The following is a 23,353-nucleotide window of genomic DNA, read 5'->3' on the forward strand; positions in this document are numbered from 1 at the left end:
AGCGGCGGGACAGGCCGAAGGCCCCTCCCGCCGCTCGCCCCAAAACGCCGGCTAAAAGCGATCCCGCGCGCGGCGGCGAAGCCGACGCCAAAAACACAGTTCGCGCTTCGCGCCTTCCCGCAAAACCCGCCCCCGACCAACTCACCCACACCCCATCCGGCCCCCTCCACCCCCACACCCCCTCCAACGAGTGACCCCATGTCTAATCCGTGTAAAGCCCTCCACCCACTCTCAGCAAAATCGTCATAACGTCACGTCGTGCCCCGAATCCCGCTCCCCCGCACCCGCGGCTCCCGGCTCACCGCCGCAGCCGCCGTGGTGCTGGTCGCCGCCGCGGCAGTGACCGTCTGGGCGACCCGAGACCGCGGCCCTGCCCCGGTCCGGACCCAGGACGCCTTCCTCTCAATGCCCGCCGCCCCAGGTTCCCCCGATCAGGTCCGCATCGACACCACGACCTACTACCCCGAACACACGCCCGCGCCCGCCGTGCTGCTCGCGCACGGCTTCGGCGGCGACAAGTCCAGTGTGGACCCGCAGGCGCGCGAACTGGCCCAGCGCGGGTTCGTCGTGCTCACCTGGTCCGCGCGCGGTTTCGGGCACAGCACCGGCAAAATCGGCCTGAACGACCCCGACGGCGAAGTCGCCGACGCACGACGACTGGTCGACCGGCTGTCGGCAAGCCCCGAGGTAGCGACCGGCGCCGACGGCCAGCGCGAGATCGGGGTGACTGGAGCGTCCTACGGCGGTTCGCTGTCGCTGCTGCTCGCCGGGACCGACCATCGAGTGCGCGCGCTCGCGCCCGTGATCACCTACAACGACCTCGGCCAAGCCCTCGTGCCAAACGCCGCGGCGACGACCGCTCCGTCGGCGAAGACTCCAGCGGCCGGCGCGTTCTCCCCGGACGGCGTCTTCAAGAAGACCTGGGCGGGCATCTTCTTCTCCTCCGGTTCTGGTGCGGCCGCGGCCAGCACACCGTCCGCCGAAGCGCCGGAAGCGGGACAGAAGACCAACGACAACGGCAGCACCGCGGGCAACAGCGGTGGCACAGCCCCGCAAGCCGCCGCGCCACCAACTGGGGCACGGGCTGAGCGGCCGTCCGCTGATCCGTGCGGGCGGTTCACCTCGGCGGTGTGCAGGGCGTACACGGAACTCGCGACGACCGGCAAGGCCAGCCCGGAGACGGTCGCGCTGCTGCACCGTGTCTCCCCCTCGTCGGTCACCGGCAAGATCACCGCGCCGACGCTGCTCGTCCAAGGCGAGAGCGACACGCTGTTCGGGCTCGACCAGTCCGACGCCACCGCGCGGCAGATCACCGCGGCGGGCGGATCGGTGCGCACGATCTGGTACACCGGCGGCCACGACGGCGGCGTCCCCGGACCGCAGCTGCGCGCGAAGATCGGCGACTTCCTGTGGTCGTCGCTCACCGGCCAGGGCGACCCGGGCCACGGATTCAGCTACGACGTCCAAGGCACGTTGCGCGCCAACGGAACCCCGTCGGTGCGGACGGTCAACACCGCGGCGTACCCCGGGCTGAACGGCGACGGGACCGAGCGGAAGCAGGTGGCGCTCAGCGGCCCGGCGCAGCCGATCGTCCGGCCCGCGGGCGCGAATCCCGCCGCGGTGAGCGGGATTCCGGGGCTCAACGGGCTCGCGTCCAGCACCTCGCGGCTGGCTCCGCTGTTCAGCAGCGACCCGCCGGGACAGGCCGCGCAGTTCGGCACCGCGCCGTTCGACAGCCAGGTATTGCTGTCGGGTTCGAGCACGGTCCGGCTGCGGGTCGCGACCGATCCGGCGCATCCGCAGCCGGAAGCGGTGCTGTTCGCGAAGCTTTACGACGTCGGCCAGGACGGCACCCGCGTGCTGCCCGCGAACGCGGTCGCGCCGTTCCGGGTCACCGGGCTGCCCGCGGACGGCACGCCGGTCGACGTCACGGTGACGCTGCCGGGCGTCGTGCGGCCGATCGACTCAGGGCATTCGCTGCGGCTCGTCGTCGGCACGACTGACCAGGCGTACTCGGTGCCGACGCAGCCGGGAGTGTTCCGGGTCGGGCTCGCAGCGGGCGCGGCGCTCGCCGTTCCGGTGGTGCCCGGCGCTTCGGTCGGCGCTCCCCTGCCGGTCGGGCAGCTGATCGGCATCGGCGCGACGCTGCTGATCGCGATCGCGGTCGTCGTGGTGGCGGTGATCCGGCGGCGGCGGGCACACGACGTCGACCCGGAGCTCGCGGACACCCCGCTGGTGATCAAGGGCCTGCGCAAGCAGTACGCGGGCGGCTTCACCGCGGTGCGGGACCTGTCGTTCCGCGTCGAACCGGGCCAGGTGCTCGGCCTGCTCGGCCCCAACGGCGCGGGCAAGACGACCACGCTGCGGATGCTGATGGGCCTGATCACGCCGACCGCGGGCGAGATCCGCGTGTTCGGCCACCGGATCGCGCCGGGCGCGCCGGTGCTGTCGCGGATCGGGTCGTTCGTCGAGGGCTCCGGATTCCTGCCGCACCTGTCCGGCAAGGCGAACCTGGAGCTGTACTGGGCGGCGACCGGGCGGCCGGTCGAGAAGGCGCATTTCACCGAGGCGCTGGAGATCGCCGGGCTCGGCGACGCGGTGCACCGGCGGGTGAAGACCTACAGCCAGGGCATGCGACAGCGGCTCGCGATCGCGCAGGCGATGCTCGGGCTGCCGGAGCTGATGGTGCTCGACGAACCGACCAACGGGCTCGACCCGCCGCAGATCCACCAGATGCGGGAGGTCCTGCAGCGCTACGCCGCCACCGGGCGCACCGTCGTCGTCTCGAGCCACCTGCTGGCCGAGGTCGAGCAGACGTGTTCGCACGTGGTGGTCATGCACCGCGGGAGGCTCGTGGCCTCGGGCGAGGTCGGCGAGCTGGCGGCCTCGAGCGGCGAGGCCACGTTCCGGGTCGGCGACCCGGCGGCGGCCGCGGCGGCGCTGAAGGGCGTCGGCGGGGTGTCGGACATCGAAACCGAGGGCGATCTGGTGCACGCGAACCTCGACGGGCTGCCGCGCGCCGAGGCGGTCGCGGCGCTCGTGCGCGCCGGGGTCGCGGTGGAGCAGGCCGGGCCGCGCCGACGGCTCGAAGACGCGTTCCTGCAGCTGGTGGGAGAGGATTCATGAGCGAGGACAACGGTTCCGGCGGGGTGCACACCGACCCGGCCGCGCTGCAGGAACTGAGCGACCTAGCCACCGCGGAACCGGCCGAGGTCGGCCCGGACGGCGCGGTCGCGGGCTACCGCGCCGACCGGACGCTGCGGCTGAGCGTCGAGCTGAAGCGGCAGCTGCGCCGCCGGCGGACCCAGCTGGTGCTGGCGTTCGTCGCGGTGCTGCCGTTCATCCTCGTGGTGGCGTTCCAGATCGGGCAGTCCAGTCCCAACCGCCGCTCCGGCGGGTTCGTGGACCTCGCGACGGCGAGCGCACCGAACTTCGTGGTGCTCGCGTTCTTCGTGTCCGGCACGTTCCTGCTGCCGATGATCGTCGCGTTGTTCTTCGGCGACACGATCGCGAGCGAATCGTCGTGGTCGAGCTTGAAGTACCTGCTCGCGATCCCGGTGCCGCGGCACCGGCTGCTGCGGCAGAAGGCCGCGGTGTCCGGGCTGCTGTCGATCGCCGCGCTCGTGCTGCTGCCGGTGGTTTCGCTGCTGGTCGGCATCATCTGGTACGGCGCGGGCGACGCGATCAGCCCGACCGGCGACGCGGTCAGCTTCGGCGACAGCCTGCTGGCGCTGCTGATGTCCACTGTGTACATCGTGGTGCAGCTGGCCTGGGTCGCCGGGCTCGCGCTGCTGCTGAGCGTGTCGACGGAGGCGCCGCTGGGCGCGGTCGGCGGGACGGTGCTGGTGGCGATCCTGTCGCAGATCCTCGACCAGATCACCGCTTTGGAGGGTTTGCGGAACTACCTGCCGACGCATTACTCGTTCGCCTGGATCGACCTGATCTCCACCGACATCGACTGGACGAACCTGGCCAGCGGGGTGCTCTCGTCGGTCATCTACACGACGGTCTTCCTGCTGCTGGCGGGCCGCCGGTTCGCACGCAAGGACGTCACCAGCTGACGCGGACGTCCGGTACGGTTCGGCGCGTGACGATCCACCTGGAACTCGACGCCGGCGTCGCACTCGTGACCCTCGAACACGGGCGTGGCAACACCCTCGACACCGCCACCTGCAAAGAGCTGGTGATCAGACTCGAAGAGGCCGACGCGGCCGGAGCGCGCGCGGTCGTGCTGACCGGTTCCGGCGACATGTTCTCCGCCGGAGTGGACCTGCTCGCCATCGACGAGGGCGGCGCGCGCTACGTCGGCGATTTCCTGCCGGCGCTGTCGGACGCGTTCCTGGCCGTCTTCGGCTTCCCGCGCCCGGTGGTGGCCGCGGTGAACGGCCACGCCATCGCGGGCGGCATGGTCCTGGCCGCGGCGTGCGACCACCGGATCGCCGCGGACGGCCCCGGCCGCATCGGCGTGACGGAGCTGCTGGTGGGGGTGCCGTTCCCGCTGTCGGCGCTGGAAATTCTGCGCTGCACCTACGGAACGACCCCATTGCCGTCCCTGATCTACAGCGGCGCGACAGTCACCATGGCCGACGCCGTCCACCGCGGTCTGGTCGACGAGGTCGTGCCCGCCGAGGACGTACTCACCCGGGCGCGCGAGCTGGCCAGCCGACTGGGCGAACTGCCTGCGGAGGCTTTCGCGCACACGAAGGCGCAGCTGCGGCAGCCGTATCACCAGCGGATCGCGGAGAACCGCGTGTCGGACGACGCGCAGGTGGAACGGCTGTGGAGGTCGGACCCGGCGCTGGCGGCGGTGAAGGGTTACGTGGAGAAGGTGTTGAAGCGCTGACCTTTCGGTTGGTCCTTGCCCGGGAAATCGCGGGATCAGAGACTTTCTTGCCTCAGCTCTGCCCTCGCACCCATTGCTTCGGCCGCATGTTTCTGTGAAAGTCGAGGTGAGGGTCCGGGAACCGGGGGTGCCTCAGTTCGGAGCGCACCCCCGGGCCGGGGGTCCCGTCCGGCTGATCGCCGTCAGTTCTCCTCCAGTTCGACCAGTTCGAGGTCGGTTTGCGGGAAGTCGTCGCCGATGCAGAGCAGCGGTTCTCCGGAGATCTTGGCGGTGGCATAGCTGTGGCAGTCGCCGAGATTCAGCTTCGCCGGATGACGGCCTTTCCCGAACTGGCTGAAGGCGTCAGTGGCGATCTCGGTGTGTTCCTCGGTGAAGGGAACCACCGTGATGCGGTTGTCCTGCATGAACCTGGCCAGGGCCAGCCTCCCCCGCGAACCCAGCCGCACCGTCAAGACGACGCCCACCTCCACCAAGGTCGGTGCGCCAATTCTCGGCGCGGTGGCCTCGGCGAGGCGTTCTTCGAGCCGATCGTGGCCTGGCTCGCGCAGGAGAATCGCCACGATCGCGGAGCTGTCGATGATCACACGCCCTCCGGCCCGAACCCGAGGATGTCTTCTTCCTCCTCCTTGGAAAGCGGCTTTCCCAGCTCCTCGGGCGGGATGAGTGGCCAGATCTCCTCTTCGAGCACCCGACGCATCTGCTTCAGCCGCTGCTCGGCGTTCTCGTGTTTGCACAGCTGGTCCCGGCGCAGCTGAAGAGACTCGCGGACCGCGCCGGTTTTGGTGGTGCCGGTCAGCTCGGCGACCTCGGCGGCCAGGCGCTCCGTTTCCGGGTCCTTGATGTTCATCGCCATGGTGTAATGGTACTGGCGATGGTGTAATTACTTGATTCCAGCCGCGTCCATCCCCCGCAGTTCCTTCTTCAGGTCGGAGACCTCGTCGCGCAGCCGGGCGGCCAGTTCGAACTGCAGGTCGCGGGCGGCCTGCATCATCTGGTCGGTCATCTGCTGGATCAGGTCGGCGAGTTCGGCGCGCGGCATCGACGACACGTTCTTGTCGGTCAGCATGCCCGAGCTGCGGACGCGGTCGCCCTGTTCCGGCTTCTTGCCGCGCGAGGCGTTGCGGCCCGAGCCGCCGACCGCGACCGACTCGTCCGAGTCTTCCGCTTCGTTGTAGACGCGGTCGAGGATGTCGGCGATCTTCTTGCGCAGCGGCTGCGGGTCGAGACCGCGCTCCTCGTTATAGGCGACCTGCTTGGCGCGGCGGCGGTCGGTCTCGTCGATCGCGTACCGCATCGAATCGGTGATCTTGTCCGCGTACATGTGGACCTCGCCGGAGACGTTGCGCGCCGCGCGGCCGATGGTCTGGATCAGCGACGTGCCGCTGCGCAGGAAGCCTTCCTTGTCCGCGTCGAGGATCGCGACCAGCGACACCTCGGGCAGGTCGAGGCCCTCGCGCAGCAGGTTGATGCCGACCAGGACGTCGTAGTCGCCCGCACGCAGCTGCCGCAGGAGCTCGACCCGGCGCAGCGTGTCGACCTCCGAGTGCAGGTACCGGACGCGGATGCCCAGCTCCAGCAGGTAGTCCGTGAGGTCCTCGGCCATCTTCTTGGTGAGCGTGGTGACCAGGACGCGCTCGTCCTTGTCCGCGCGCTCGCGGATCTCGTGCACCAGGTCGTCGATCTGTCCCTCGGTCGGCTTCACGACCACCTTCGGGTCGACCAGGCCGGTGGGCCGGATGACCTGCTCGACGAACTCGCCGCCGGTCTGGCCCATCTCGTACGGGCCCGGCGTCGCCGACAGGTACACCGTCTGCCCGATCCGGTCGGAGAACTCCTCCCAGGTCAGCGGCCGGTTGTCGACCGCGCTCGGCAGCCGGAACCCGTAGTCGACGAGGTTGCGCTTGCGGCTCATGTCGCCCTCGTACATGCCGCCGATCTGCGGCACCGTCTGGTGCGATTCGTCGATGACCAGCAGGAAGTCTTCCGGGAAGTAGTCGATGAGCGTGGCGGGCGCGGTGCCCGCGCCGCGGCCGTCGATGTGCCGCGAGTAGTTCTCGATGCCGGAGCAGAAGCCGACCTGGCGCATCATCTCGATGTCGTAGGCGGTGCGCATCCGCAGCCGCTGGGCCTCCAGCAGCTTGCCCTGCTTCTCCAGCTCGGCCAGCCGTTCTTCCAGCTCGGACTCGATGCCGCGGATCGCCTTTTCCATCCGCTCCGGCCCGGCGACGTAGTGCGTGGCCGGGAAGATCCGGACCTCGTCGACCTCGCGCACGATGTCGCCGGTGAGCGGGTGCAGGTAGTACAGCTTGTCGATCTCGTCGCCGAAGAACTCGACGCGGATCGCCAGCTCCTCGTACGCCGGGATGATCTCCACCGTGTCGCCGCGGACGCGGAAGGTGCCGCGCGCGAAGGCGATGTCGTTGCGCGAGTACTGCACGTCGACCAGCGCGCGCAGCAGCACGTCGCGCTCCACCGTGCCGCCGACCTCCAGCTTCGTGGACCGGTCGAGGTACGACTGCGGCGTGCCGAGGCCGTAGATGCAGGACACCGACGCGACCACGATGACGTCGCGCCGCGAGAGCAGGTTCATCGTGGCGGAGTGGCGCAGCCGCTCGACGTCGTCGTTGATCGACGAGTCCTTCTCGATGTACGTGTCCGTCTGCGCGATGTACGCCTCGGGCTGGTAGTAGTCGTAGTAGCTGACGAAGTATTCGACCGCGTTGTGCGGGAACAGCTCGCGCAGCTCGTTGGCCAGCTGCGCGGCCAGCGTCTTGTTCGGGGCCATCACCAGCGTGGGCCGCTGGACGCGCTCGATCAGCCACGCGGTGGTGGCCGATTTGCCGGTGCCGGTGGCGCCCAGCAGCACGACGTCTTTCTCCCCGCCGCGGATCCGGCGTTCGAGATCGTCGATGGCCGCCGGCTGGTCGCCGGCGGGCTGGTACTCGCTGACGACCTCGAACCGGCCGCCGGCACGAGGCACCTCGGAGACCGGGCGGAAGTCGGACTGGGCGAGGACGGGGTGTTCGGTTGCGAAAGCCACGAGAACCAGGGTAGGCCGGGGCACCGACAATTTCCGCGACGGCCGGTGTGAGCTGGGGATCTATCGCTCTTCCGGGGCCCCCGAGCAGCCGTGAGGGGAACCCTGAGGCAGTCAGAGTCCCGCAGGGTTCCCCTCACGCGCTTCTGGCGTGCGTGCGGCCAAGGCGGCGGGGCTGGACAGTTTCGTCAGCAGCAGTCGCATCCGTCGCAGCAGCTGCAGCAATCACAGCAGTCACAGTCGCAGTCGGCGCTGTTCGGTTCGCCGCTCCAGGGGCCCGGGTACGGGTCGCGGCAGCAGAACTGGCACGAGCAGCACATGTACGTCGCGATCGCGCAGCCCGCGAAGAAGTTCCGGCGTTTCGGCGGGACCGCGAATTTCGGAATCCAGCAGCCGCCGCCCTTGCCGTCCAGGGAGTCCCCGCCCTCCGGCGGTTCAGGACCGTCCGGCCCGCCGGGTCCGGGAGGGCCTGCAGGTCCGCCGGGGCCGGGCATTCCGGCAGGTCCGTAGCCGGGAACCGGAGCGCCGTAACCCTGCGGCGGCCCATACCCGGGCATCCCCGGTTGCTGGCCATATCCCGGCTGCCCAGGCCCAGACGGCCCGTAAGGCGACTGCTGCGGCGTCGGCCCCGGCCCGATCCACCCGGGCGGCGGCTGCTGACCGTGCAGCTGGTGATGCCCGAACGCCCGCCGCACCGCTTGCCGCAACTCGTGCACCAGCAGCGCGTGCACCAGAGCCGAATCAGCGAACTCCGCCTCGCGCAGCGCCAGCTCGACCCCGAGCACCGCGTCCGTGCACAACCGGTGTGCCTCGGCCAAAGCGGTTCCCGTGGCCAGCAACGGATTCCACGCCCCGGACGCGGCATCAGCAGCCAGGTCCTCGACCGCATCGAGCAGGTGCGCCACCCGGCCGAACAGCCGCCCGGCCTCGGCGAGCGGGGCGCGGTTGCCAGGGCGTCCGGCCAGTACCGCGGTCTGCGCGAAGGCCGCGGACGACGCCAGTTCGGCCGGTTCGGTCGCCAGCAGCGGCGAGTCTCCGGCACGAATCGCGCGCTCCAGTTCGCCCTGCCGACCGACCGCTTCGGTCAGCACCGCGGTGTCGAAACCGACGCCAGCGCCAGTCCGACCGCCTTGAGCGGCCCAGCGACGGGCGACCAGCCGGGCTGCCCCAGCGACTGGACGCCGGGCGAAAGCACCGTCCCGGTCGGCGACGTGGTCGTCGACCTTCGCCGAAGCCAGTACCAGCGAAACCGCCGCCGCGAGCCGGGCCCCGTCGCCGACCGCGACGGACGCGGAGCGCATCGACCGCAGTGGGCAAGGGCCCGCGGCGCGCCGGGGTCCGCTCGGCGTTTGTGCTTCGACCAGCGCCGACACGATCAGCGCGTCGTAGTTCGTCACGACCCGGGCGAACTGGCCGTGCTGGTCGCGCAGGGCCAGGCAGAGGCCGCACAGGTGGGCCATCCAGTCCGCGTGGAGCCGCCCGGCCAGCCGGTGCCGGCAGGGTCTGATGATCCCGAACAAACGCTTGTCCCCCCAGGAGAACCGAATGACCCGCGAACTTTAGCCCCTCGGCCGGGCCCCTAACCGGCGTTCCGGAGATTCTCGCGAAGGGCGCGGGCAGGGCAGGATGGGCGGATGACCGATCTGCACCCGCCGAAGGTCGAGACGTTCGACCCGGCCGCCCGCGTGAACATCGACAACAAGGGCATCCGCCGCGACGTGGAAGAGTTCCGCGAGGAGCCGTTCGGCCTGTACCTGGCGCGGCCGGCGCCGGGGCGGGCGCAGTTCCACTACCTCGAATCCTGGCTGCTTCCCGAGCTCGGGCTGCGGATCACCGACTTCTGGTTCAGCCCCGGCCACGAACGCGACCAGGACTTCTACCTCGACGTGGTGCGCGTGCACCGCGACGGCCCGCGCTGGGTCGCCACCGACCTCTACCTCGACCTCGTGCTCAAGGACAAGATCTCGGTCCGGGTGATCGACACCGACGAGCTGCTCGCCGCCGTCTCCGAGAAGCTGCTCTCCCACGAGGAAGGCGAGTACGCGCTCGAAGTCGCCTACGCCGCCGTCGAGGGGCTCGCCGCGCACGGCTACGACCTCGCCGCCTGGTTGTCCACAAAGGACATGACACTCGGCTGGCGCAGGCATCCCTAACCGGGAACGGGGGAATTCCCCACCCGGCCCGGCGGTCAGCCGGATTACCCGAAACGGCTCGCCCGGCCACGATCAGCGGCATGGAACGAACCGCAAACCAGGTGACGCTCGACCTCGTGTGCTCGCTCTACCGCGAGCACACCGAAGCGTTGCGCGCCGCGAAGGACGCCCAGCGAGCGCACCGCCGCGCGCACCCCACGATGAAAACCCAGCTGGACGACGTCGAGGCGGAGATCACCTACCTGCTCCTGCGCCAGCTGCGCCCGGAGAAAGTCGTGGAGATCGGTTCGCTGCACGGCTGGTCCACGAGCTGGATCCTCCGCGCGCTCGCGGACAACGGCTCCGGCGGGCTGACCACGATCGACCTCATCGGGAACGCGACCAAGACCGTCCCGCACGCGCTGGCCAAGGGCCGCTGGGAGTTCCGCCAGGGCGACGCGCGCACCCTCGCCGCCGACTGGCTGTCCGATGTGGACTATCTCTTCATCGATGCCGACCACGGAGCGCGCTTCGCGAGGTGGTACCTCGCCGACGTCTTCCCGAAGATCGACGCCGCGGTGAGTGTGCACGACGTGTTCCATCGCGGGACCCCGCTGCCCTTCACCGAAGGCACTGAAGTGGTGCGCTGGCTGGGAAAAACGCAGACTCCGTACCTCACCGCGGCGCGCGCCCGGGCGAAACACGCGTACGCTCGTCTCAACGAACTGAGGCGCGAACTCGGCGTCGACAGCATCGTCCACACCGGGCGCGACAACCCGATGATCTACTTCCGCATCCACCGATCGGTGGATGCGCGGCTGACAGCCGGTGGACCGGAAGTCGCACCGTTCCGCTGATCCGATCGGCCGCGCCAGCCGGGATTCTCGAACACAGCAACCGCTGCGATTCGAGAGGGGACGGCGGACAATGCCGGTCATCGAGGTGCGAAACCTCCGGAAACGCTACCGCGAGAAAACGGCGGTGGAAGACGTTTCGTTCACCGTGGAGCGGGGCGAGATCTTCGGGATCCTCGGCCCCAACGGGGCGGGCAAGACGACCACGGTCGAATGCGTCGAGGGCCTGCGCTCCCCCGACGGCGGCACCGTTTCGGTGCTCGGGCTCGACCCGCGGCGCGACGTCCGCGAACTGCGCCAGCGCCTCGGCGTCCAACTGCAGGAAAGCCGGCTGCCCGACCGGTTGCGCGTCGCCGAGGTCCTCGACCTGTTCGCCGCGATGTACCGCACCCCGGCCGATCCGGAGCGGCTGATGGACCTGCTCGGGCTCACCGAGCAGCGGAACACCTTCTATCGCAAGCTTTCCGGCGGCCAGCAGCAGCGCGTGTCGATCGCGCTCGCGCTCGTCGGCAGTCCCGAGGCGGTGGTGCTCGACGAACTGACCACCGGTCTCGACCCGCAGGCCCGCCGCGACACCTGGGACCTCGTCGAAGCGGTCCGCGCCGAGGGCGTGACGGTCGTGCTGGTCACGCACTTCATGGAGGAAGCGGAACGGCTGTGCGACCGGATCGCGGTGATCGACGCCGGGCGCGTCGTCGCGACCGACACCCCGGCCGGGCTGGTCGGCCGGGTCGGCGGGGAGCAGCGCATCCGGTTCCGCCCGTCCGCGCCGGTCGATCCGCGGGAACTCGCCGAACTGCCGGACGTGCGGAAGGTCGAGCGGAACGGCGCGCAGCTGGTGGTGACCGGCGGCGCCGGCGCGCTGCAGGCGGTGACGTCGTTCCTCGCCCGCGCCGACGTGGTGGCGGGCGATCTGCGGGTGGAGCAGGCCAGCCTCGACGACGCGTTCGTCGCGCTGACCGGCCGGAAACTGGACTGAGGGGGAACCGGAAGTGTTGTCGAAACTGACCGTCGCCGAGGCGAAGATCTTCCTCCGCGACCCCGGTGCTCCGGCCGTGGTGCTCGGGATCCCGCTGGCGCTGGTGCTGGTGTTCGGGCTGATGCCGGGGTCGCGCGAACCGAGCGCCCAGTACGGCGGCCAGTCGTCGCTGGCCACAGTGATCGCGCCGATGGCGGTGGCGCTCCTGCTCGGGATCCTCGCGGTGTACATGCTGCCCGGCGCGATGGCCGCGCACCGGGAGAAGGGGGTGCTGAAGCGGCTGGCGGCGAGCCCGATGCCGGCGTCGCGGCTGCTGGCCGCGCAACTGCTGGTGAATCTCGCCGTCGCGGTCGTCGCGATCGTGCTCGTCGTGGGGGTGGGCACGATCGCGCTCGGCATGGCGCTGCCGAGGAATCCGCTCGGGTTCCTCGGAGTCATGCTGCTGGGGGCGGTGTCGCTGTTCTCGGTGGGCACGCTGCTCGCCGCGTTCGTACCGAGCACCCGCGCGGCGAACGGGCTCGGCGCGGCCGTGTTCTTCCCGATGCTCGCGCTCGGCGGGGTCTGGGTGCCGAAGGAACAGCTGCCGCCGGTGCTGCAGCACATCGCCGACATCCTGCCGCTCGGCGCGACACTCGGCAGCCTGCGCGAGACCGCCGCCGGACACGCTCCGCAGTGGTTGCCTCTCGTGTCCCTCGCGGTGGTCGCCGTCGTGTGTTCGACGCTCGCCGCCCGATTCTTCCGCTGGGAGTGAGCGCGATGACTACGACACAGGAAGAAACCACGACGGCCCGCTCGGTCGCGCCGTTCGCCCGGATGCCCGTGTTCGGCATCGCCGCGCTGATGGCGGTGCCGCTGGTGCTCACCGCGAACAACTACGGCTACTTCGGCGACGAGTTGTACTTCCTCGCCGCCGGGCGGCATCTGGCCTGGGGTTACGTGGACCAGCCGCCGTTGCTGCCGCTGCTCGCCCGCGCGATGGACACGATCGCGCCGGATTCGCTGTTCGTCCTGCGGCTCCCGGCGATGCTGGCGATGCTCGCCGGGGTCGTGTTCGCCGCGCTCATCGCCCGTGAACTCGGCGGCCGGACCCGCGCGCAAGTGATCACCGCCGCGACCTGGGCCGCCTGCACGAATTTCGTGGCCGGCGGCCACTACCTGGCGACCTCGACGCTGGACCCGTTCCTCTGGACCGTCCTGCTCTGGCTGGTCGTCCGCTGGATCCGCACCCGGCGCGACGGCCTGCTGCTGTGGGCCGGAGTCGTCACCGCGCTCGCGTTGTACGTGAAGTTCCTGATCGGCGGCTTCTGGATCGTCGCCGGGATCGCGCTGCTGATCTGCGGTCCGCGCGAGCTGCTGCGCCGCCCGATGCTGTGGGCGGGCGCCGCGATCGCCGCACTGGCGCTGGTCCCGACGCTGGTCTGGCAGGCCCAGCACGGCTGGCCGCAGCTCGGCATGGGCGCGGCGATCTCGAACGAGGTCGGCGCGTCCTGGGGCGGGCGGCTGTCCTGGATCCCGCAGGTGCTGCTGCTCGCGGGGGTCCCGGTCGGGCTTGTGCTGCTGGGCTACGGCCTGTGGCGGCTGCTGCGTTCGCCTCAGCTGCGCTCCTACCGCTTCCTCGCCTGGACGACACTCGCGCTCGCCGTGGTGTTCCTCGCGGTCAACGGCCGGTCGTACTACATCGCGGGCATGTTCGCGCCGTGCTGGGCAGCCGCGGCGGTGGAACTCGAAAACGGACAGGCGTCGCGGTGGTGGCGCTGGATCCCGACCTGGCCGGTCTACGTGCTTTCCGCGCTGCTGATGCTGCCCGCCGCACTGCCGGTGTGGCCGCATTCCTGGGTCGAGAAGAACCCGTCGCTGCCGACGCCAGCCTTCTCGTTCGGCGAGGTCGGCTGGCCCGAAGCCTCGCAATCGGTCGCCCGCGCGTTCCATCGCGTGCCCGACCCGGCACACACCGCGATCGTCGGCGAGACGTACTGGACCGCGAGCGCGCTCGACCGCTACGGCCCGGACCTGGGTCTGCCCGAGCCGGCCAGCCCGAACCGCGGGTACGCGCCACTGGTCGTTCCGCCCGATTCGGCGCGCGACGTCCTGTTCGTCGGAGCAGATCCCCGGCCGCTGCTCGGGCATTTCGCCCATCTCGAGCCGATCGGAACCGTGACGACCGGGAACGCGAAGCCGAGTGTGCTCGACGGCACGCCGATGTGGCTGGCCACCGCGAGGCTGCGGCCGTGGCCAGAAATCTGGCCCGAGCTGGCGAACACCGGCGCTTGACCGGCGCCACCCGCAGTTCGGCGGCGTCAGGCCTCGCCCGTAGGGTGCGGGCGAGGCCAGCCCCCGATCTGCCGACAGGGAGCAGGATGGATGCCGTGACCACGGCCACCGCACCGAGCACGCCGAACCGCGCGCTCGCCGAGTTCGCTCGGCGGCCGGTCTTCCTGCTCGCCGCGGGGACCGCCGCCGTACTCCTCGCCACCGCCGGCCGCTACGGCTACTTCGGCGACGAGCTGTACTTCCTCGCCGCGGGCAAACACCTCGCGTGGGGTTACGCGGACCAGCCGCCGGTGCTGCCGTTCCTCGCCTGGCTGGCGAACTCGATCGCGCCGGGCTCGCTCGTCGTGTTCCGGATCCCGGCGATACTGGCGACCGCCGCGGGCGTGGTGTTCACCGCGCTGATCGCCCGCGAAATGGGCGGCGAACGCAAGGCGCAGACCCGCGCCGCCGCGGCGTACGCGATCTGCGGGCAGTTCGTCGGCAGCGGCCACTACCTCGCGACGTCCACTGTGGACCCTCTGCTGTGGACGATCGTGCTGTGGCTGCTGGTGCGCTGGATCCGCACCCGCGACGACAATCTGCTGCTGTGGCTCGGCGTCGCGACGGCGGTCGGGCTGAACGTGAAGTTCCTGATCGGCGGGTTCTGGGCGGTCACCGCGGTCACCGCGCTCGTCTTCGGACCGCGGGACCTGTTGCGCCGTCCGAAACTGTGGGCTGGCGCGGCGATCGCCGCTGTCTCGTGTGTACCCACGTTGCTCTGGCAGGCCTCGAACGGCTGGCCGCAGCTCGGCATGGGCGACGCGGTGTCGCGCGAAGTCGAGGAAGCGGGCGGCCGGGCGATGTTCGTGCCCACGCTGCTCGCCGGGGCCGGTTGGGTCATCGGCGCGCTAGGCGTGCTGTACGGACTGACGGTGCTGGTCGGCAGCTCTCGGCTGCGCGCGTACCGCTTCCTCGGCTGGACCGCGCTCGGCGTCTTCGCGCTCTTCCTGATCGGCAATGGCCGGTTCTATTACGCGGCAGGCACTTTCGGCTTGCTGTGGGCGGCTGCCGCAGTGCATCTGCAGGACCGCCGACGGCCCGCTTTGTGGTGGCGCTGGGTGCCGACGTGGCCGATGTTCGTCCTGTCCGCGCTCTACAGCCTCCCCTACGCGCTCCCGGTGTGGCCGGAGCAGTGGCTGGTCGAGCATCCGACCGCGCCGCGCCCGGCGTACGCGATGGAGGAGTACGGCTGGCCGGATCTGGCCGCGTCCGTCGCCAAGCAGTACCGCGCGCTGCCGACCGAGCAGCGAACCCGCACCACGCTCGTCACCGGCGGCTACTGGCAGGCGGGCGCGCTCGATCGGTACGGGCCTGATCAGGGCCTGCCCGAGGCGTACAGCGCCAGCCGCGGATTCTGGTACTTCGGACGGCCGGACGACAACGCGGACACCGTGCTGTTCGTCGGCCGCGAACCGGCGAAGCTGGCGGCGCATTTCCGGTCCGCGCGCGTCGTCGGCGAGGTCGACAACCGGCTGGGCGTCCCGAACGCCAGCCGCCACATGCCGATCTGGCAGCTCGACGGCCGGATCGGGAGCTGGGCCGAGATCTGGCCGCAGCTCAAGGACCTCAAGGCGTGAGATTCGAGGACGTCCGGGACGTCGAACTCGACTGGCGCGGTTCGCTGATGCCGCCCGCCGCGTCTCAAGAAGGCGATCAGCCCGTGCGGTGGCATCGGTGGTTCGCCCGGGTGGAGACGACGCTCGCGTGGGTTCTCCTGGTCGTCCCGACACTGCTGAGCGCGCTGACCGACCAGACGAACGCACACCGGATCACCACCGTGCTGATCGCCGCCGGGGCCGCGGTGTGGCTGGCGCTCACCACTTTCGTTCTCAGCCCGAAGCTGCGCGACCACCCGGTCGCCTCCGCCGCGGCGTTCGCCGGGGTCGTCGCGTTCGGCTCGGTCCTCCAGTCGCGCGACGCGTACTTCATCATCTTCATGGTCTACGGGTTCTTCGCGGCGATGCGGATGAAGCCGATGCCGGTCGCGGTGCTCGGTGTCGGCATCACGTCACTGCTGATCAACACCATGACGCTCGGCGGCCCGATCCACGCGCTGTCGGTGTCGCCGGGCATCTGGGGCACGGTGGTGGTCGTGCAGACCGCGGCGATCGGCGGCGGCGGCGCGCTTTTCGCCGCGGTGGGCAGGCAAAATCAGGAACGCAAGCGGATGCTCGACCAGCTGACGGCGGCCGAGGCGGAGAACCGCGGGCTGCAGCGGCAGTTGCTCACGCAGGCGCGCGAGGCAGGCGTGCTCGACGAGCGGCAGCGGCTGAGCCAGGAAATCCACGACACGCTCGCGCAGGGGTTCACCGGGATCATCACCCAGCTCGAGGCCGCCGCGCAGGCCCGCAACGACGCGGCGGAATGGGAACGCCACCTCGCCTCGGCGACCCAGCTGGCGCGGGAGAACCTCACCGCTGCCCGGCGTTCGGTCGCCGCGCTGCACCCGGAGCCGCTCGAAACCGCGACGCTGCCCGAAGCGCTCGCCGAAGTCGCGCGGCTGTGGAGCGAGCGCACCGGCGTGCCCGCGGAGTTCTCGGCCACGGGAACCGCCGTCCCGCTGCATCCGGAGCTGGAGGCGACCCTGCTGCGGATCACCCAGGAAGCACTGTCCAATGTGGCCAGACACGCGCAGGCGGGCCGGGCCGGGATCACGCTGTCGTACATGGGCGACGAGGTGACGCTCGACGCGCGCGACGACGGCGTCGGCTTCGACCCGGCGCAGCCGCCCGCCCCGCCGTCGCCCGAAGGCGGCCACGGCCTGCCCGGCATGCGGCGGCGCGCGGAACGGCTCGCCGGAACCCTGCACGTCGAGTCCGAACCGGGCGGCGGCACCGCGATCTCGGTGCGCCTGCCCGCCGTCCCGGCTGCGACACTGGACCCGACCGAGGGGGCCTCATGACCATCACCCTGCTCATCGCCGACGACCACCCGATCGTCCGGGACGGGTTGCGCGGCATCTTCACCGGCGAGCGCGGCTTCGAGGTGCTGGGCGAGGCCGCGCACGGGGCCGAGGCGGTCACGCTCGCCGAGGCGTTGAAGCCGGACGTCGTGCTGATGGACCTGCGCATGCCCGGCACCGACGGCGTCGCCGCGATCACCGAACTCGCCCGCCTCGGCAACCCGGCGCGCGTGCTCGTGCTGACCACGTACGACACGGATTCCGACGTGCTGCCCGCGATCGAGGCGGGCGCGACCGGCTACCTGCTGAAGGATTCGCCGCGCGAGGAACTGTTCCGCGCCGTCCGAGCCGCCGCCCGCGGCGAGGCGGTCCTCTCCCCCGCGGTCGCGAGCCGGATCATGGGCCAGATGCGCGCACCGGCCCAGGAACCGTTGTCGCAGCGCGAAATCGAGGTGCTGAACCTCGTCGCGCGCGGGTCGACGAACAAGGAAGCGGCGAAGAAGCTGTTCATCAGCGAGGCGACGGTGAAGACGCATCTGCTGCACGCGTACGCGAAACTCGGCGTGAAGGACCGCGCGGCCGCGGTGGCGGTGGCTTTCGAGCGCGGTTTGCTGGGGTCCTGACCCCCTCCGCGAGCGCAGTTTGCGGCGGATCGCTGCCACCGAAGTCCGTGAGGGGAACCCTGAGGGAATCAGATTCCCTCAGGGTTCCCCTCACGGACTTCTACGGAACGGAGCCGCGGCGTGGGCTGAAACGACGAACGCCCGGGTCCGGCGCCACAGTGGACGCCGGACCCGGGCGAACCGGGTCTAGCTCAGTTGTCGAGTTCGGCCAGCGCCGCCTTCGCGGCTTCGAGCTCGGCCTCCAGCTGCGCGACCTTCGCGGCCTGCGCCTCGCGGGCGGCGTTGATGACCTCGTCGATCGGACCGGACAGCTCTTCGTGCAGCTCCTTGGCCGCACGCGAAACCGCCGCGGCCGGGACCGCCAGGCCCTTCGCGACCCACTTGGCGCCGTTCTTCAGCTCGGCCTGCCACTCGCCGTCCGCCGTGCCGGTGACGGTCAGCGTCAGCTCCACGGTGCGGGTCTTCTTCGCCGTCGACGCCGCGGCCTTCGGGCGGCCGCGCTTCGGCTTCGGCGAGTCGACGGCCGCGGTCTCCTCAGTGGACTCCGGCTTCGCGGCGTCCGCCGGGGCGGCAGCGGGCTCGGCGACTTCCGGGGCCTCCGGGGTGCCGGCGGCCTGCGGCGATGACGCCGCTGCCGTCTCGGCCGCAGTGTCCTCGTCGTGCGTCAAGGCTTCCACGGACATTCGTGTCGTCTCCTTGCCCGGATCTGGGTTGGGTACGCGGGCATCTTAGAACATGCGTTCGATGCCCGCACTTTCAGGGGATCAATGCAGGAAGGGACCCTCCCAGCCGAGAGGGTCCCTTCCTGACGGTGAAGAACTTACTCCTCCTTGCCGGAGTTCAGTCCGGAGGAGATGAGGTCCATGACCGACGAGTCGGCGAGCGTGGTGACGTCGCCGATCTGGCGGTTCTCCGCGACGTCGCGCAGCAGCCGGCGCATGATCTTGCCGGAGCGGGTCTTCGGCAGCTCGGCCACGACCATGATCTGCCGCGGCTTCGCGATCGGCCCGATCTCCTTCGCGACGTGGTTGCGCAGCTCCTGCACCGCGTCATCCCCGCCGTCCACCGCGTTGCCGCGCAGGATCACGAACGCGACGATGCCCTGCCCGGTGGTCGGGTCGGTCGCGCCGACGACCGCGGCCTCGGCGACCGTCGGGTGCGACACGAGCGCGGACTCGACCTCGGTGGTGGAGATCCGGTGCCCGGACACGTTCATCACGTCGTCCACGCGGCCGAGCAGCCAGATGTCGCCGTCCTGGTCGTACTTCGCGCCGTCGCCCGCGAAGTAGTAGCCCTGTTCGGAGAAACGGGACCAGTAGGTGTCGCGGAAGCGCTCTTCGTCGCCCCACACGCCGCGCAGCATCGACGGCCACGGCTTGTCCAGCACCAGGTATCCGCCGCCGCCGTGCGGGACCTCGGTGCCGGTGTCGTCCACGACCTTCGCCGAGATGCCCGGCAGCGCGCGCTGCGCCGAGCCCGGCTTGGCGGAGGTGACGCCGGGCAGCGGCGAGATCATGATCGCGCCGGTTTCGGTCTGCCACCACGTGTCCACGATCGGCGTCTTGTCCGCGCCGATCTTCTCGCGGTACCAGATCCAGGCCTCGGGGTTGATCGGCTCACCCACGCTGCCGAGCACCCGCAGCGAAGACAGGTCGTACTTCGCCGGGATGTCGTCGCCCCACTTCATGAAGGTGCGGATCAGCGTCGGCGCGGTGTAGTAGATCGAGACCTTGTACTTCTGGATGATTTCCCAGTGCCGGCCCTCGTGCGGCGTGTTCGGCGTGCCCTCGTAGACGACCTGGGTCACGCGGTTCGCCAGCGGCCCGTACACGATGTAGGAGTGCCCGGTGATCCAGCCGATGTCGGCGGTGCACCAATAGACGTCTTCGCCCGGCTTGTGGTCGAACACGACGTTGTGCGTGTACGCGGTCTGGGTCAGGTAGCCGCCGGAGGTGTGCAGAATGCCCTTCGGCTTACCCGTGGTGCCCGACGTGTACAGGATGAACAGCGGGTGCTCGGCATCGAACGCTTCCGGCTTGTGCTCAGCGGACTGTCCGTCGACCAGTTCGTGCCACCACAGGTCGCGGCCCTCGGTCCACGGCGTCTCGCCTTCGAGGTCGCTGCCGGTGCGCTTGACGACGATGACCTTCTGCACGGTTTCCGCGCCCTGCAAGGCTTCGTCGACGTTCGCCTTCATCGGCGCGGCCTTGCCCCGGCGGTACTGACCGTCCGAAGTGATCACGATCTTCGCCGCCGCGTCGTCCACCCGCGCGCGCAGCGCCGTCGGCGAGAAGCCGCCGAACACCACGCTGTGCAGGGCGCCGATCCGCGCGCACGCCAGCATCGCGAAAATCGCCTCGGGCACCATCTGCAGCTGGATCGCCACGACGTCCCCGGCCACGACGCCCAGCGACGCCAGCGCGTTCGCGGCCTTCGAGACCTCGTCCTTCAGCTGCGCGTAGGTGATGTCGCGCGTGTCGCCCGGCTCGCCGACCCAGTGGATCGCGACCTGGTCCCCGTGGCCGGACTCGACGTGCCGGTCAACGCAGTTGTACGCGACGTTCAGTTTCCCGCCCACGAACCACTTCGCGAAGGGCGCATTGGTCCAGTCCAATACCTGGGACCACTTCGTGTCCCACGACAGCCGCTCCGCCTGTCCGGCCCAGAACTGCTCCCGGTCAGCGTCCGCCGTCGCATACAACTCGGCCTTCGCGTTGGCCTGACCAGCGAACTCTTCGCTGGGAGGAAACGTGCGGCTCTCCGTGAGCAGGTTGTCCAACGCTGGGGACTGCTCGGTCATGGTGCAAAGCCTCCTGTAGTGCGAACCCGCGGCTCAGGGAACGCTAGCGACGTTAGTCCGCCTACGACAAGGTTGCAGCCACGTTGCGCGCACAGCTCCAAGCGAAGTGCGGCGACAGCTCAGCCGAGGCGGGCGAGCAGCCGGGCACGGGCGCCCGGCCACTCGGCGTCCGTCATCGAGTAGAGCACCGTGTCGCGGGTCGTGCCGTCCGGACGGATCCGGTGCGCCCGCAGCACCCCTTCGCGCAGCGCGCCGAGCCGTTCGATGGCGCGTTGCGAACGGAGGTTGCGGTTGTCGGTTTCCCACGCGACGCGCTGGGCTCCCCAATCCTCGAAGGCGTTGCGCAGCAGGAGGAATTTGGACTCGGTGTTGAGCGCGGTGCGCTGGAAATCCGCGCCGATCCAGGTGTGCCCGATCGAGAGGATCCGGTGTTTCGCTACTACCTGGTAATAAGAAGTGGTGCCCGCGACGCGGCCGGACGCGACGTCGATCTGCGCCCACGGGCGGCGGTCCGGGTCGGCGAGCGCGTTCTTCACCATCGTCTCGGCTTCGCCGAGGTCGGCGGGCTGGCGGACGCTCAGCCAGGCCCAGATGGCCGGGTCGGCTCCGGCTTCGAGCAGGCCGGGGGCGTGCTCGGGCGTGAGGGGTTCGAGCCGCACGTGGCGGCCGGACAGGACGGGGTGCTCGCTCCAGGTCACGCGATCACGCTACGTCGGCAAGTGGCAGCGTCGAAGTACCATTTACCGGTCATTTCAGCAGTCCACTATTCGGCCGCTTATGCTCCCTGGACCACCCGGAGAAAGAGAGCGCGCATGGCCGAGGAGCGAGAAAACCTCACCTGGGAGTTGTTCGGTTCGGCGAGCCGGGAGCTGGCGCGGGAAGTGGCCGCGGACGGTTTCGTCCCCGACCTCATCCTCTCCATCGCGCGCGGCGGGCTGTTCGTCGCCGGCGCGCTCGGGTACGCGCTCGACGTGAAGAACCTGCACGTGATGAACGTCGAGTTCTACACCGGCGTCGACCAGCGGCTGGACCTGCCGGTCATGCTGCCGCCGGTGCCCAACGTGGTGGATCTCACACACAAAAAGGTGCTGGTCGCCGACGATGTCGCGGACACCGGGGCGACGCTCAAGCTGGTCCGCGACTTCTGCGCCGACCACGTCGCGGACGTGCGGTGCGCGGTGGTTTACGAGAAGCCCGCTTCGACGGTGAAGTGCGAGTACGTGTGGAAGCGGACTGACCGGTGGATCAACTTCCCGTGGTCGGTGCTGCCTCCCGTCGTCGAGCGGGCTGGGCAGGTGCTGGACGCATGAGCGACCCGCTGAAGCCGCTGCTGGAGCTGGACGGCGTCGCCGCCGCGGCGAAGGCAGCGCAGGACGCGATCTTCGCCGTGCACCGGCTGCCTGCGAACCTGCGTGGCGGGGCCGAGACCGCGGCTGAGGCTTCGGTCCGTGCCGCACGGGCTTCGGCGGGGATCGAGGGGGCTAATCCCGAACTGCCGGAAGACGGTTCGGTGACTGACCCGCTGCTCGCCGGATCGTTGCGGGTGGCGGAAAAAATGGAGTCGTTGCTGCCGACGTGGCGGCGGGCTCCGTTGCAGACGCTGGCCCGGCTGCATTTGCTGGCCGCGTCCGATGTGGTGTCCGATCCGGATCAGCTCGGCCGCCCGCAGCGGGGCGGCGAGCGGCTGGAGTTGCTGGCTCAGCTCGTCACCGGGGCGACTTCCGTGCCCGGGCCGGTGCTGACCGCGGTCGTGCACGGCGAGCTTCTCGCGTTGGCCCCGTTCGGTTCCGCGGACGGAGTGGTCGCCCGGGCGGCGGCGCGGCTGTCGATGGTCGCGACCGGCCTTGACCCGAAGGCGTTGACGGTGCCGGAGGTCGCGTACTTCCGGCGCGTTCCGCGGTATGTCGAACTCGCGCAGGGGTTCGCCAGCGGGACGTCGGACGGCGTGCGCGAGTGGCTGCTCTTCTGCTGCGAGGCCTTCGAAACCGGGGCGAACGAGGCGCGGAGCATCTCCTCGGCCGCTGGCTGACCAGTGTGGCCTGACCACATCGCCGAACGGCGTTCTGTGGTGGATTGAGCCATGGTCGCCCTGGTCGGAGCGACTTACTGTTTCCGGCCATGACCAGTGACAGTTCCCTTGCCGGGCGCACCGTGCTGGTGACCGGCGGCGGCAGCGGCATCGGGCTGGCGTGCGTGCGGGCGTTCGGCGCGGCCGGGGCGAAGGTGCACGTGGCGGACGTCGCCGGGGCGGAGGCGGCGGCTGCCGAGGTCGGCGGGCAGGCGCACGCGGTGGACCTGACCGATCCGACGGCGCTGGCGACCCTGCCCGCGGACGTCGACGTGCTCGTCAACAACGCGGGCGTGCAGCACGTCGCGCCCCTGCCGGAATTTCCGCCGGAGCGGTTCGCCTTCATTCAGTCGTTGATGGTGACCGCGCCGTTTTTGCTGATCCGCCAGTGCCTGCCCGCGATGTACGCGCGCGGCTGGGGACGGATCGTGAACATGTCCAGCGTGCACGGCGTGCGCGCGAGTCCGTACAAAGCCGCTTACGTCACGGCGAAACACGCGCTCGAGGGACTGTCCAAAGTGGCCGCTCTCGAAGGTGCGGAACACGGCGTGACCAGCAATTGCGTGAATCCGGGATACGTCCGCACTCCGCTCGTCACCGGGCAGATCGAAGCGCAGGCGGCCGAACACGGGGTGCCGCCGGAAGAAGTGCTCGAAGAGGTTCTGCTGCGCCGGGCCGCGATCAAGCGGTTGATCGAACCCTCCGACGTCGCCGATCTCGTGGTGTGGCTGTGCGGCGAGTCCGCCGGGCACCTCACCGGCGCGTCGCTTCCCGTTGACGGCGGCTGGACCGCTGGCTGAAATCC

At 70.2% G+C, this 23,353-nt stretch carries 21 protein-coding genes; 14 read left to right on the forward strand and 7 right to left on the reverse strand.

Annotated features, from left to right (window positions below):
• Positions 1-258: 258 nt before the first annotated feature.
• The 3 genes from ABZX37_RS38640 to ABZX37_RS38650 are packed head-to-tail and all read left to right on the forward strand — an operon-like array spanning position 259 to position 4,843.
• The gene (locus tag ABZX37_RS38640; RefSeq protein ID WP_354748222.1) at positions 259-3,126 is read left to right on the forward strand and encodes an alpha/beta fold hydrolase; all 2,868 of its coding nucleotides are present in this window, start codon (positions 259-261) and stop codon (positions 3,124-3,126) included.
• Positions 3,123-4,061: an ABC transporter permease subunit gene (locus ABZX37_RS38645; RefSeq protein WP_354748224.1), complete on the forward strand. Its 939-nt coding sequence runs from the start codon at positions 3,123-3,125 to the stop codon at positions 4,059-4,061. The genes ABZX37_RS38640 and ABZX37_RS38645 overlap by 4 nt, the downstream gene beginning before the upstream one ends.
• 26 nt (positions 4,062-4,087) lie before the next feature.
• Positions 4,088-4,843 carry an enoyl-CoA hydratase/isomerase family protein gene (locus ABZX37_RS38650; RefSeq protein WP_354748226.1) on the forward strand — a complete coding sequence of 252 codons (756 nt, stop codon included), beginning with the start codon at positions 4,088-4,090 and terminating at the stop codon, positions 4,841-4,843.
• A gap of 182 nt (positions 4,844-5,025) precedes the next feature.
• Here ABZX37_RS38650 and ABZX37_RS38655 read toward each other — a convergent pair whose 3' ends face one another.
• From ABZX37_RS38655 to ABZX37_RS38670, 4 genes are all read right to left on the reverse strand, one after another.
• Positions 5,026-5,427, reverse strand: coding sequence for a type II toxin-antitoxin system VapC family toxin (locus ABZX37_RS38655; RefSeq protein WP_354748228.1), 402 nt, complete (start codon positions 5,425-5,427; stop codon positions 5,026-5,028).
• Positions 5,424-5,696, reverse strand: a complete 273-nt coding sequence (locus ABZX37_RS38660; protein ID WP_354748230.1) for a type II toxin-antitoxin system VapB family antitoxin — start codon at positions 5,694-5,696, stop codon at positions 5,424-5,426. The genes ABZX37_RS38655 and ABZX37_RS38660 overlap by 4 nt, the downstream gene beginning before the upstream one ends.
• Before the next feature lie 27 nt (positions 5,697-5,723).
• Positions 5,724-7,883: an excinuclease ABC subunit UvrB gene (gene uvrB, locus ABZX37_RS38665; protein ID WP_354748232.1), complete on the reverse strand. Its 2,160-nt coding sequence runs from the start codon at positions 7,881-7,883 to the stop codon at positions 5,724-5,726.
• Between the two features lie 185 nt (positions 7,884-8,068).
• Positions 8,069-9,400, reverse strand: coding sequence for a DUF5685 family protein (locus ABZX37_RS38670; protein ID WP_354748234.1), 1,332 nt, complete (start codon positions 9,398-9,400; stop codon positions 8,069-8,071).
• A 114-nt stretch (positions 9,401-9,514) separates the two neighbouring features.
• Between ABZX37_RS38670 and ABZX37_RS38675 the strand changes: the two genes are divergently transcribed.
• The 8 genes from ABZX37_RS38675 (at position 9,515) to ABZX37_RS38710 (ending at position 17,680) form a co-directional block, all read left to right on the forward strand.
• On the forward strand, positions 9,515-10,033 hold the full coding sequence (locus tag ABZX37_RS38675; RefSeq protein ID WP_354748236.1) for a DUF402 domain-containing protein: 519 nt from the start codon (positions 9,515-9,517) through the stop codon (positions 10,031-10,033).
• An 80-nt stretch (positions 10,034-10,113) separates the two neighbouring features.
• Entirely contained in the window at positions 10,114-10,869 is a 756-nt protein-coding gene (locus tag ABZX37_RS38680; protein WP_354748238.1) for a class I SAM-dependent methyltransferase, read from the forward strand.
• A 70-nt stretch (positions 10,870-10,939) separates the two neighbouring features.
• On the forward strand, positions 10,940-11,845 hold the full coding sequence (locus tag ABZX37_RS38685; protein WP_354748240.1) for an ABC transporter ATP-binding protein: 906 nt from the start codon (positions 10,940-10,942) through the stop codon (positions 11,843-11,845).
• Positions 11,846-11,858: 13 nt separating this feature from the next.
• The gene (locus ABZX37_RS38690; RefSeq protein WP_354748242.1) at positions 11,859-12,596 is read left to right on the forward strand and encodes an ABC transporter permease; all 738 of its coding nucleotides are present in this window, start codon (positions 11,859-11,861) and stop codon (positions 12,594-12,596) included.
• Positions 12,597-12,601: 5 nt separating this feature from the next.
• The gene (locus ABZX37_RS38695) at positions 12,602-14,116 is read left to right on the forward strand and encodes a glycosyltransferase family 39 protein (protein WP_354748243.1); all 1,515 of its coding nucleotides are present in this window, start codon (positions 12,602-12,604) and stop codon (positions 14,114-14,116) included.
• A gap of 86 nt (positions 14,117-14,202) precedes the next feature.
• Positions 14,203-15,732, forward strand: a complete 1,530-nt coding sequence (locus tag ABZX37_RS38700; RefSeq protein ID WP_354748245.1) for a glycosyltransferase family 39 protein — start codon at positions 14,203-14,205, stop codon at positions 15,730-15,732.
• Entirely contained in the window at positions 15,729-17,057 is a 1,329-nt protein-coding gene (locus ABZX37_RS38705; protein WP_354748247.1) for a sensor histidine kinase, read from the forward strand. Before ABZX37_RS38700 ends, ABZX37_RS38705 begins: the two co-directional genes overlap by 4 nt.
• Positions 17,054-17,680 (forward strand): response regulator transcription factor, encoded by a 627-nt coding sequence (locus tag ABZX37_RS38710; protein WP_009079732.1) that lies wholly within the window; start codon positions 17,054-17,056, stop codon positions 17,678-17,680. The genes ABZX37_RS38705 and ABZX37_RS38710 overlap by 4 nt, the downstream gene beginning before the upstream one ends.
• Positions 17,681-17,871: 191 nt before the next feature.
• Here ABZX37_RS38710 and ABZX37_RS38715 read toward each other — a convergent pair whose 3' ends face one another.
• From ABZX37_RS38715 to ABZX37_RS38725, 3 genes are all read right to left on the reverse strand, one after another.
• A complete protein-coding gene (locus ABZX37_RS38715) occupies positions 17,872-18,363 on the reverse strand; it encodes a DUF6319 family protein (protein ID WP_354748249.1) in 492 nt (163 codons plus the stop codon).
• 137 nt (positions 18,364-18,500) lie between these two features.
• Entirely contained in the window at positions 18,501-20,480 is a 1,980-nt protein-coding gene (acs, locus tag ABZX37_RS38720) for an acetate--CoA ligase (RefSeq protein ID WP_354748251.1), read from the reverse strand.
• 119 nt (positions 20,481-20,599) lie between these two features.
• Positions 20,600-21,178 (reverse strand): GNAT family protein, encoded by a 579-nt coding sequence (locus ABZX37_RS38725; protein WP_354748253.1) that lies wholly within the window; start codon positions 21,176-21,178, stop codon positions 20,600-20,602.
• 114 nt (positions 21,179-21,292) lie between these two features.
• On the opposite strand from ABZX37_RS38725, the gene ABZX37_RS38730 reads away from it, so the two are divergent.
• The 3 genes from ABZX37_RS38730 (at position 21,293) to ABZX37_RS38740 (ending at position 23,348) form a co-directional block, all read left to right on the forward strand.
• Positions 21,293-21,790, forward strand: a complete 498-nt coding sequence (locus ABZX37_RS38730; protein WP_009084412.1) for a phosphoribosyltransferase — start codon at positions 21,293-21,295, stop codon at positions 21,788-21,790.
• The gene (locus tag ABZX37_RS38735) at positions 21,787-22,509 is read left to right on the forward strand and encodes an oxidoreductase (protein WP_354748255.1); all 723 of its coding nucleotides are present in this window, start codon (positions 21,787-21,789) and stop codon (positions 22,507-22,509) included. The genes ABZX37_RS38730 and ABZX37_RS38735 overlap by 4 nt, the downstream gene beginning before the upstream one ends.
• Before the next feature lie 89 nt (positions 22,510-22,598).
• Positions 22,599-23,348 carry a 3-hydroxybutyrate dehydrogenase gene (locus tag ABZX37_RS38740; RefSeq protein ID WP_354748257.1) on the forward strand — a complete coding sequence of 250 codons (750 nt, stop codon included), beginning with the start codon at positions 22,599-22,601 and terminating at the stop codon, positions 23,346-23,348.
• Positions 23,349-23,353 lie beyond the last annotated feature (5 nt).

Origin of the sequence: Amycolatopsis sp. NPDC004079 (genome assembly GCF_040610415.1) — a bacterium.
Classification (GTDB): domain Bacteria; phylum Actinomycetota; class Actinomycetes; order Mycobacteriales; family Pseudonocardiaceae; genus Amycolatopsis; species Amycolatopsis halotolerans.